This is a genomic window from Microvirga pakistanensis, from assembly GCF_004458765.1.
Taxonomy (GTDB): Bacteria; Pseudomonadota; Alphaproteobacteria; order Rhizobiales; family Beijerinckiaceae; genus Microvirga; species Microvirga pakistanensis.
The window spans coordinates 114,714-125,964 of the sequence record NZ_SPJX01000296.1 but is presented as its reverse complement, the minus strand read 5'-3'; the positions used below and the strand labels follow the sequence as shown (position 1 = coordinate 125,964).

Annotated in this window: 5 protein-coding genes; 3 read left to right on the top strand and 2 right to left on the bottom strand. The window is 64.3% G+C overall.

Annotation, left to right across the window (positions count from 1 at the left end):
• Positions 1-416: response regulator (locus tag E4K09_RS16510; protein WP_134498865.1), on the bottom strand; the 416-nt coding region annotated here is incomplete at its 3' end.
• 390 nt (positions 417-806) lie between these two features.
• On the opposite strand from E4K09_RS16510, the gene E4K09_RS16505 reads away from it, so the two are divergent.
• Both E4K09_RS16505 and E4K09_RS16500 read left to right on the top strand, forming a co-directional pair.
• Complete coding sequence (locus E4K09_RS16505) at positions 807-2,243, top strand: sensor histidine kinase (protein ID WP_134498863.1); 1,437 nt, start codon at positions 807-809, stop codon at positions 2,241-2,243.
• Positions 2,236-2,886 carry a response regulator gene (locus E4K09_RS16500; protein WP_134498861.1) on the top strand — a complete coding sequence of 217 codons (651 nt, stop codon included), beginning with the start codon at positions 2,236-2,238 and terminating at the stop codon, positions 2,884-2,886. The genes E4K09_RS16505 and E4K09_RS16500 overlap by 8 nt, the downstream gene beginning before the upstream one ends.
• Positions 2,887-3,015: 129 nt before the next feature.
• Here E4K09_RS16500 and E4K09_RS31085 read toward each other — a convergent pair whose 3' ends face one another.
• A complete protein-coding gene (locus E4K09_RS31085; RefSeq protein WP_425293853.1) occupies positions 3,016-3,306 on the bottom strand; it encodes a hypothetical protein in 291 nt (96 codons plus the stop codon).
• Between the two features lie 543 nt (positions 3,307-3,849).
• Here E4K09_RS31085 and E4K09_RS29180 point away from each other — a divergent pair.
• Positions 3,850-11,247 (top strand): peroxidase family protein, encoded by a 7,398-nt coding sequence (locus E4K09_RS29180; RefSeq protein ID WP_166802362.1) that lies wholly within the window; start codon positions 3,850-3,852, stop codon positions 11,245-11,247.
• Positions 11,248-11,251 lie beyond the last annotated feature (4 nt).

The following is an 11,251-nucleotide window of genomic DNA, read 5'->3' as shown; positions in this document are numbered from 1 at the left end:
CTCAAGGCCGAAATCACCTCGCTTGCAAAGTTCTGGGAGATGTAGATGTCCCCCGCGGTCACGGCCCTCGCGGCAGCGACAATCTCGTCCGTCCTGCAGGACTTGGACACGTACCCTCGCGCTCCCGCCTCCAGTGCATTCACGGCGTAGTCCACGCCGGGCGCGGCCGTAAAGGCCACAACCCTAATGCCCGGGTAACTGACCGTGATCTCCGAGATTGCCGCGATAGCATTACCAGGGACTGCAAGGTCCAGGACTATGAGGTCGGGCCGGTGTCGCTTGGCAATCGCAAGCGCATCTCGGGAGCTTTCGCCGCGCGCCACCACCGTGAACGTGCCTTGTGCGGCAAGCACGTGCGCCAGACCTTCGACCGTAACCGGATGGTTGTCGATCAAGGCAACTGAAATCGAACTCATGGACTTCTTCCCCGCCCTGCAACACCTGGCGGTGCGGGTTCATCCGAACCTCCTAATCCAGGTCTGCTCACCCGAGAACCTTAGACGTCTTAAGGAATCGAGTCCTCGGTCCGAAAGGGCTACCGGTTCGACTGGAAGTGCTAACTCCATATGGGTAGAGGCCCTTGCCGGCGAGTTTGAGCCACGACCCAACTTTTGCGCAAACCCTTGCATCATAGGAGGAAACGCGCTTCGGGATCCCGACCGCACCTCGAGCCTGTCTCCGTCGTCTTCCGGATTCGAAGGGGGTATTCCTGGACGAAAGTCCAGTTCCAGGATGGACTTTCGTCAGTTGTAGGGAAGACTGTCCTGCATATCCTTACCCTTCAATGGAACGAATTGAGGCGCCACATGTCAGGGCTGGAAGCAAGGCTGGGATCTCGCCGCTGGAGAGTGGTCCTGGGATCCTGGAGCCTGACCCGACAGTTCGCGGTGACGGGTGGCGCCATCATGCTGCTTGCGATGATCGTTGAGGGGCTGTTCACCGCCGAGATCATTTCAAGGAACACGATCAACCGCGAGGCGGCGACAACTGCACTGTTCATGGACAGCTTCCTGTCGCCGCTGAACGAGCGTCTTGCGAAGGATGGTGTACTGCCAGAGAGCGATCGCGCTGAATTGGACCGGTTGCTCGATAGAGATAGTTTCGAGAGCCGCTTCCCTCACCTGGAGATCTGGAAGGAGGGCGGTCTCGTAGCCTATTCGAGATCTCCCGAACTGATCGGGCGCAGGTTTGCTCCTCCTGCCGGCGTTGTCGGTGCCCTCACGGGAGAAGTTATCGCTCGCTACGCCGATCTTGAAGCCGACGAACATGAGGCTAGGGGTTTCACCTCCCACTACCTTGAGATCTATACCCCGATCCGGGAGCATCTCACCGGGCGCATCATCGCCATCGCGGAAATTCATGAGGTGGCGGATCCGTTGGAGCAAAGGTTGTGGTGGCTGCGCCTGAAGAGCTGGCTCGCACGGATCGCAGCCACCGGGCTGATCATGGCGGGCCTTTTCTGGGTCGTCCATCGCGGCAACAGGATCATTCTGACCCAGCAGGGCGAGCTTCGGCGGCGCATGGCAGAGATCGAGGGGACAGCCCTGCGAAACCGTGTGCTCCGGGAGCGGGTCCAGCGCGCCTCGGGCCGCGTTTCCGAACTGACGGAGCGCTTTCTTCGGGGACTAGGCGCCGACCTCCACGACGGTCCGGCCCAGCTCGTCGGACTGGCGGCCCTGAAGATCGAGCACGTGCGGCGTGCCCGAACGGCGGCGGACCGCGAGAAGCAGTTGCAGATGCTGGACTCCGTTCTTGCCGACGCGATCCGCGACATCCGCACCATCTCGAAGGGACTGGTGCTGCCGGACATAGAGCGCTTGCCGCTGCCGGAAGTCGTCAGACGCGCGGCCCGCGCTCACGAGCAGCGCACCGGGACCACGGTTGCCGTCGATTGCGAGGACGTCTTTCAGCCCATTCCGAACGCAGTCAAGATCTGCGCGTACCGCTTCGCCCAGGAGGGTCTCAACAATGCCTTCCGCCACGCCGGCGGGATTGGCCAGACCGTGACCTGCAAGCTCGAGGACAAGGACCTGTGCCTGACTGTCGAGGACAGTGGAGGAGCGGCCATCGCCGACCTAGCCCGGGCCGATTCCGGTCTCGGCCTCGTCGGGCTGCAGGAGCGGGTCGAAAGCCTCGGCGGAACGTTCCGTATGAGCAAGGTTCCGGGCGGAGGAACCAGGGTCGAGATGATCTTGAAAATCCAGGGAGAAACGAGAATGCAGGGGGGATGCCAGAATGGTTGAGAGGATCCGTGTCGCCGTGGTCGACGACCATGCGCTGTTCCGCTTCGGGGTGATTCAGTCGCTCGCGCTCGACGATGGGATAGAGGTCGTGGGCGAGGGAGCCTCGTCCGCCGAGGCCGTGCGGCTCGCTGGGGAACTGGCCCCCGATCTCATCCTGCTGGACGTGTCGATGCCTGGGAACGGCATCGAGGCTGCCCGGGAGATCCTCCGTATGCCGGAACCACCCCGCGTCGCGATGCTGACGGTCTCGGAGGATGACGATGACGTGATGGATGCCCTCGACGCAGGCGCGGTCGGTTACCTCCCCAAGGGCATCCGTGCGCCCGACCTGATCGCGGCGGTGAGGAGCCTGGTGGCCGGCCGCACCTTCGTGGCGCCCGATCTCGCGCTGCGCCTGCTGTCGAACAAGGCGCGGACGGGGGCCGGTCCGCTGGCGTCCCTCTCCGACCAGGAGAAGCGCACGTTGCGCCTTGTGGCCAAAGGGTTGAGTAACCGTGAGGTCGGCGAGCGGCTGGACGTGCAGGAAAAGACCGTCAAGTATCACGTGACCAACATCCTGCGGAAACTCAAGGCCAGGAACCGGACAGAGGCCGTTCTCATCGCCAAACGCGAGTGGAGCGAGCCCGGGAACCTGGCCATGTGAGCCGAGGGCCCGCCGCTACAACACTGAGCCAAAACCTTGCCGCTCCGGCTTCCTGACGCAAGGGCTCCCGTTTTTGCCAGTTCAGGAGACCCCGCCCAGTCCGTCCGCTCCTCCAAGCTCCAAGTCACCTCAATTCGGCCGGCGGGCAGTGAGCACACCCTGTACCTGGCGGCATTGGTAGTCAGCTCGTATACCACCGTCTCGCATGCGACAGCGATCGCGGTGGGCAGCCGAACCTTGTCCCTGCTGAGCGATATTCACTGACCGAACCCGACATTGTGTGCCGCCGACGTCGGAGCTCAGGATGTTCCGGAGCGAGGCCCCGCAGCGATCCCTTGCGATCAGGGGCCTGCAGTCCCCCAGCGAGGTGAAACGTACCGCAGGGGCTGCCGGAACCCGGCAATGGTTCGCGCGCCGCACGCTCGAGGCGGTCACCGCCTGAACCACTGCGAGGGTGTTCCTCACCCGGTGATGGAGCTCGCGGATGACCAGTGGGAGTGGCTTCTTCAGCCGCTCGCCCCCGGTGACGTCGAGGGCGATCGTCAAGGCGCCGACGATCCGGCGCTGCCGGGTCCTGACGGTGAGACCGTCAGCGAGACCTCGACTCAGCTGACGCGCTTGCGGCGAACGGTCTCCGGGTTGGTTCGCGCCCCTCCGCTTTCAGGTCTGTCCCGCCACGCTGCCTCCGACACAGCCGACACGACGTGCAGCTTGCGGAGACGCCCGCACTGCGGGACGAAACCGCACCATCGTCCGAGAGAATGCCTCGACCTTGGTCCGGGACACCTGGACCAAGGTCGAGGCGAAACCTCGACCGAAGGCGGGAAAAATCATTGTACCTCAATACGATGCGGACCGGGTGGTCATTGGCCAAGATTGTTGACGGAAGCGCAGGTCCACGGGCGAGGCTGCCCCAGCCGGGACAATGCGCACGGAAGACAAAGCCACCAAAGGAGAGACACCATGGTCCATCTGGTCAAGCACGACCTCGAATTCATCCTGAAGCAGATCAAGGTCGCCGAGGCTAACTCGGTGGCCCATTCCGGCGCGGCTGCGAAGCCGCTCGCCGAACTGGTCAGCCACCATCTGCTGCCCTACGGCCTGCGTACGGTCAATGGCAGCTACAACAATCTGATCCCCGGCAAGGAGTGGAGCGGCGCCGCCGACCAAGTCATGCCGCGCCTGACTGACCCGAACTACGTCGCGGGCGAGACGATGCCAGCGAACATGCACCGGCCCGGGGCACCGGCCGGAACGGTCGAGACGTATTACGGCGACAAGGGCGACGTCTACGACTCCGATCCGCGTGTGATCTCGAACCTGATCTCGGACCAGACCGTCGGCAACCCGGCGACGATCATTGCGGCGCTCACCAACCTCGGGCACGCTGATCCCTATGCGTTCCTCGCATCAGGAACGAACATGGCCGTGTATCAGGCCGCCGTGGACGCGTACAAGGCCGGCGAGGCGGCCGAGAAGGCCCTTGCCAACGCGACCGCCAATGTCACTGCCAAGGAGATGGCTGTGGCCCGCGCTCCCGAAGGCCCGGCCCGGGACGCCGCGCAGGCTGCGCTGGATGCGGCCAAGGCCGCGAAAGCGACTGCTGAGACGGCGGTCGTCGAGGCTACGGAAGTCAAGGATGCTGCCTACACGGCCATGCAGGACACACTCGGCGTCACCATGGAAGGCGATACGGTCGTGATCCCGAACGTGTCGGCCGACCTCGGCGACACGGCGCCCTTCAACGGCTTCTTCACCCTGTTCGGCCAATTCTTCGATCACGGTCTCGACCTCGTCAGCAAGGGCGACAACGGCACCGTCTACATCCCGCTCCAGCCCGACGACCCGCTCTACGTCGAGGGCAGTTCCACCAACTTCATGGTCCTGACCCGCGCGACCCCGGTGATGGGCGCAGGCGCCGACGGCCAGATGAACACGGCGGACGACGTGCTCCTCGGCCACCGGAACGAAACCACCCCCTGGATCGACCTCAATCAAGTCTACACGTCCAACCCGTCGCACCAAGTCTTCCTGCGCGAGTACGTGCTCGTCGACGGCAAGCCGGTCGCGACCGGACTCATGCTCGAGGGAACGAACGGCGGCCCGGCTACCTGGGCCGATGTCAAGCACCAGGCCGAGACTGTCCTCGGCATCAAGCTGACCGACATGGATGTGCTGCGCGTTCCCGCGATCCTGACGGACGTCTACGGCGAGTTCGTGCGCGGCGCCAACGGCTTCCCGCAACTGGTTACAGCTGCAGGTCCTGTAGAGGGGCAACTCGCCAACGCCGAACAGGGTATTCTGCCCGTTCCCGCCTCCCAAGCCTTCTCGGCCGGACGCGCCTTCCTGAACGACATCGCGCACGATGCCGTGCCGGGGACCGTCTACGACGCGGACGGCAATCCCGCGACCCAGGAGACCCTCGTCGTCGAGGCCGACTCCGACACGGATGCCGGCAACGACATCGGCACGGACTATCGCGGACGCAAGCTCTCCTACGACAACGAGCTGCTCGACAAGCACGTGGTCGTGGGTGACGGACGCGGCAACGAGAACATCGGCCTAACCTCGGTCCACCACGTCTTCCACTCCGAGCACAATCGCTTCATCGAGGAGACGAAGAAGATCGCGCTGGAGTCCGGCGACCTCGCCTTCCTCAACGAGTGGCTTGCAGTCGACGTGGCCAGCCTTCCGCAGACGCAGAACGAGATCGACAACTTGGTGTGGGATGGTGAGCGCCTGTTCCAGGCAGGACGCTTCTCGACCGAGATGGTCTACCAGCACCTCGTGTTCGAGGAGTTCGCCCGCGCCGCTGCGCCGGACGTGGATCCCTTCCTGTTCTCCAACACCACCACCGTCGACGGTGCGATCGTGGCCGAGTTCGCCCACGTAGTGTACCGCTTTGGCCATTCAATGCTCACCGACACCATCGACATGATCAACGTCGGGGCGGACGGCAGCGTGACCCAGAGCGACATCGGCCTGATCGAGGCGTTCCTCAACCCGATCGCGTTCGGCAATGCGGGCGTTGACCCGAATGATGCGGCGGGTGCGATCCTGAACGGCATGTCCCGTCAGGTCGGCAACGAAATCGACGAGCACATCACGGATGCCCTGCGCAACAACCTGGTCGGCTTGCCGCTCGACCTGGGCGCGGTCAACATTGCCCGTGCCCGCGAGACCGGCGTTCCCTCGCTCAACGAGGCCCGCAAGCAGTTCTATGCGGACACCCAGGACAGCCGCGTAAAGCCCTACGAGAGCTGGCACGACTTCGCGCTCTCTCTCAAGAACCCAGCCTCGCTGATCAACTTCATCGCGGCCTATGGCACCCATGCCTCGATCAAGGCGGCCACCACCGCCGAGGCCAAGCGCGATGCCGCCATGAAGCTCATCTTCGGCGACAACTCGCTGGAGGGTGACGCCTACGCTGCCTTCGAGGCCGATCGTATGGCCTTCCTGCACGGCCGGGGTCAGTACGGCGACACCGCCACGGGCCGTCTCGGTGGCCTCAACGACGTCGACTTCTGGATCGGCGGTCTGGCCGAGAAGAAGATGACCTTCGGCTCAATGCTCGGCTCCTCCTTCACCTACGTGTTCGAGTTCCAGATGGAGCAGCTCCAGGCGGGGGACCGATTCTACTATCTCAGCCGTACCCAGGGTTTGAACCTCCTCAACGAGCTCGAAGCCGACTCCTTCGCGCAGCTCCTCATGCGCAACACCAGCGTCGGCGACGGCAAATCCCCGCACATCAATGGCTCCGCCTTCCAGACGGCCGACGTCATTCTCGAGATGGACGAGAGTAAGCAGATCGACGACGATCCGGAGCATACGAATCCGGTCCTCCAGGCGATCAGCCCGAAGGTGATCCGAAAGGATGTCGACGGCGACGGGGATACGGACTACCTGCGCTACGCGGGCAGCGACCATGCGGTGCTTGGCGGCACGGACGAGGACGACACTCTGATCGGCGGCGAAGGCGACGACACCCTTTGGGGTGACGATGGCGATGACAGCCTTGAGGGTGGCTACGGCGTCGACCACCTCCACGGCGGCGACGGCGACGACATCATCACGGATAGCGGCACCGACGTCGGCGCGGCCGACGTGATCCACGGCGACGCGGGCAACGACGTCATCAACGCGGGCAGCGGACTCGACCTCGTGTTCGCCGGCAGCGGCCAGGACTTCGTCTACGGCGGCACCGAGGCGAAGGACGTGACCGGCGGGCTCGGAAACGACTTCATCCGCGGCAGCACCGGCATCAGCTTCCTGAAGGGCAGCGAGGGCGATGACTGGATCGAGGGTGGCGATAGCTTCGACACCCTGGCCGGCGAGAACTCCGAGCTGTTCTTCAACTCGACGATCATCGGCCACGACGTCCTGAACGGGCGCGGGAACGACAACGACTACGACGCCGAATCCGGCGACGACATCATGTTCCAGAACGAGGGGATCGAGCGCAACAACGGCATGGCCGGCTTCGACTGGGCGATCCACAAGGGTCACAACCAGGGTGCCGACTCGGATATGACGGTCTCGATTTTCCAGAACCAGCAGAACAACATCCTGCGGGATCGCTTCGACCTGGTGGAGGGCCTCTCCGGCTGGAAGCACGATGACAAGCTGACAGGCCGCGAGGTCGTGGTGGGTGCCTATGACGAGTTCGGCAACGCCACGCAGGTTGAGGACGGTGCGCCGCTGGAATCCTACTCCAACGCGCTCTTGGAGAAGAACCTCCACCTGATCGACGGCCTCGCCGATCTCGTAGCGCACCTCGGGCGGACGACCATCACGGGGGCCGACGGCAAGTCGGAGACGGTAGTGATGGGCACGGGCGACGCCTCGGACATCCTGCTCGGCGGCGCCGGCAGCGACACGATCCAGGGCAATGCCGGCGACGACATCATCGACGGCGACAAGTGGCTCAACGTGCGCATCCGCATCACGGTCCAAAACCCAGAGGATCCCGACGCCGATCCCGTGATCTACACGGCCGACGGAATGGACGGGAAGATCTACCTCGAGTCGGACTACGAGAAGGGCGAGGTCGTCAACGGCGCGGTGGCTCAGTTCGGCGGCAAGACGCTCCAGCAGACGATGTTCGACCGGACGCTCAACCCAGGCCAGCTCTCGATCGTGCGCGAAATCGTCGACGGTGGGCAGGACGATGACGTAGATACCGCAGTCTTCTTTGACGTGATGGCGAACTACACCATCACCCGCAACGAGGACGGCAGCATCGACGTCGAGCACAACCCGAACCTGGAGATCAACGATCCCCCGCCGGTGGGAGGTGACGAGAGGATCAGGACGGACGGCACGGACCGCCTGACTAACATCGAGGTGCTGAAGTTCGCCGATGGCGAGATCAGGTTCCAGCGGCCCGAGCTGTCGCTCCACGCCTTCGATGATGGGCAGTACCTCGACCAGTTCGGCCAAGCGAGCTACACGAACTCCAACGGCGCGACGCCCTGGACCACAGGCTGGCAGGAGGCGAGCGATCCAGGCACGCCACCGACCACGACCGGCACGATCCGGATTACCAATGGTGCGCTGCAGTTCCACGAGAACCAGGGCGGCGCCACCATCCAGCGCAGCCTGAACCTCGACGGGGCGACATCGGCACGGCTGACCTACTCGGTCGCCGAAGCCAACCTCGATGCCGGTGAGACGGTTCGGGTGCTCTTCTCGGCCGACGGCGTGACGTACACCCAGGTGGATACCATCAACGGGAGCACCAACAGTGCGAACCGCAGCATCGAGCTCGCGGGGCCCTTCGGCCCGAACGCTTCCATCCGCTTCGAGACGGACGGCTTTAACCGGGGCTTCTTCGAGCCCTCCGAGTCCGTCCGTATCGACAACGTCTCGGTCGACTTCGTCAGACCGGCCGCGACCCCCGCAGTGAATTACGCGACGACTTACACCGAGGGCGACCAAAGAGTCTCGATTGCGGACCTGCCGGGGATCGTGGACAACGATGCCCAACTCGCCTCGGCCCGGATCGTGCTGACCAACGCCAAGGCGGGCGACGTGCTGGAAGTCGGAACGCTGCCCGCCGGCATCGCCCGCGAGATCGTCAACTCGGGGGGGCAGATCACCGTGACCCTGACGGGTGCAGCCTCCCTGGCGGCGTACCAAGCCGCCATCCAGGCCGTGACCTTCAGGAGCACGTCGACGCAACCGGACACGGAAGCCCGCGTGGTCCAGGTCACCGTCAATGACGGCTTCCTGGACAGCAACACGGCGGTCACGACGATCAACGTGGTTGCGGTGAACGATCCCCCGGTCGTGATCAGCGACAGCGTGATCACCAACCACACGACCGCGCCGTTCGTCATTCCCGAATGGGCCCTGCTGGCCAACGACACCGACTCGGAGGGTGGTGTCCTGGACATCACGGACGCAAGGGTCCTGAGCGGACTGACTTCCGTCTCGCTGACCTCGGCCCCGGGTTCCGTGACGGTGGCCGACAACGCGACGGGAGGCGGCAGCTTCACCTATACGGTGAACGACGGCTCGGGCGCTGCCAATGCGACCTCCACGGGAACGGTCACTCTCACCCGTGATACCCAAGGCACGATCGGCGGCGACGACAACGCCAACATCCTGGTTGGCAACGATGCCGCCAGCACCTTCGACGCAGGACGGGGTAATGACCTGATCTTCGCCGGCGGGGGCAACGACACCATCGTCTGGAACGTCGACACCGGCTTCTTCGGCAACGAGACCGGCAACGACGGGCGTGACTTCGTGGATGGCGGCGCGGGCACGCTCGACCGCTTCACCGTCAACGGTGGACCCGGAAACGAGACGTTCACGGTCTATGCCCGAGCGGAGGCTATCGCGGCCGGGTTCACCGATCTCAAGCCGGGCACGGAGATCGTGATCACGCGGAGGGTCGGGAACACCACCTCGGTCATCGCGGAACTCGACAACATCGAGGAGATCACGATCAACACCGGGGCCGGGACCGACAGGGTCGAAGCCATCGGCAACTTCTCCCCGACGAGCCTGAGCTACAGCACCATCACCATCAACGGCAATGGAGGTAACGACACCGTCGACATCACCTCGCTGCAATCGGCCCACCGTATCTACTTCCGCTCCAACGGCGGCAACGACACCATCGTGGGCACGCTGCGCCCGCAGGACGTGATCGAGCTTCCGAACGGCAGGGTGGCCGCGGACTACGAGATCACGACCGACGAGAACGGCGTGACCACGATGTCCAACGGCACGCATAAGCTGACCTTCGTTTGCGAGGGCGGTCTGCCGCAGTTCGGGTCCGATGACACCCACGATGACGAGGAGGATGACGATGACGTCGCCAGCCCAGGTGGCGACGACGAGGAAGACGACGAATCCTGCGAGCACGACGACGAGGGCGACGGTGCCGGAACGGGCAACAACGGGGGCGGTTCCACTCCTCCCGTGACCCAGCCCGACACCTCGGTTGGCGCTCCGATCGCCGGAACGAACGGCACCGAGGTACTGATCGGCACCGCGAAGTCCGAGACGATCATGGCCCTCGACGGCAACGACAACGTGGTCGCCGGGGCCGGGGCCGATATCGTCAACGGCGGCGGCGGCAACGACTTCCTGAGCGGCGAAGCCGGGCGGGACGTCATGTTCGGCGGCGACGGCGACGACAACATGCTCGGCGGCAGCGATGCCGACATGCTGTACGGCGATGCGGGCCATGATCGCATCTTCGGTGACGAGGGCAACGACCTGATCAATACCGGCACGGGGAACGACACCGTGTACGGCGGAGCGGGCGGTGACCTCATCGTGGCATCCGTAAGCGACGGCAATGACGTCTACTACGGCGACGACATGGCGGGCGGCACCGGTACCGACACGCTCGACATGTCCGCGATCACCGCAGGCATCACGGCGAACCTCGGCGGCAACGGTGCCAGCAGCGGCAGCGTGTTCAGCAGCCACAGCGGCAGCGACACGATCTGGAGCGTGGAGAACATCGTGACTGGGTCGGGCAACGACACGATCACAGCGAGCCGCGCGGTGAACGTGATCGACGGCGGGTCGGGCAACGACATCTTCCGCTTCCTGTCGGCTTCCGATGCGAACGGCGACACGATCGTCGGCTTCCAGCCGGGCGACCGTCTCGACCTCTCGGCGATCGATGCCAACAGCGGCGCAGCCGGCAAGCAGTCGTTCACGCTGGCGAACGGCTCGTCCTTCACCGGACCGGCCAAGCTCGTGATCTCCCACGAGACCCGCGATGACGGCGACTACACCGTCGTGAGCGGCAACACGACCGGGCCCGATGCGGCCGAGTTCAAGATCAGCCTCAAGGGCAATCACGACCTCAAGGCGTCGGACTTCATCCTCTCCTAAGTCC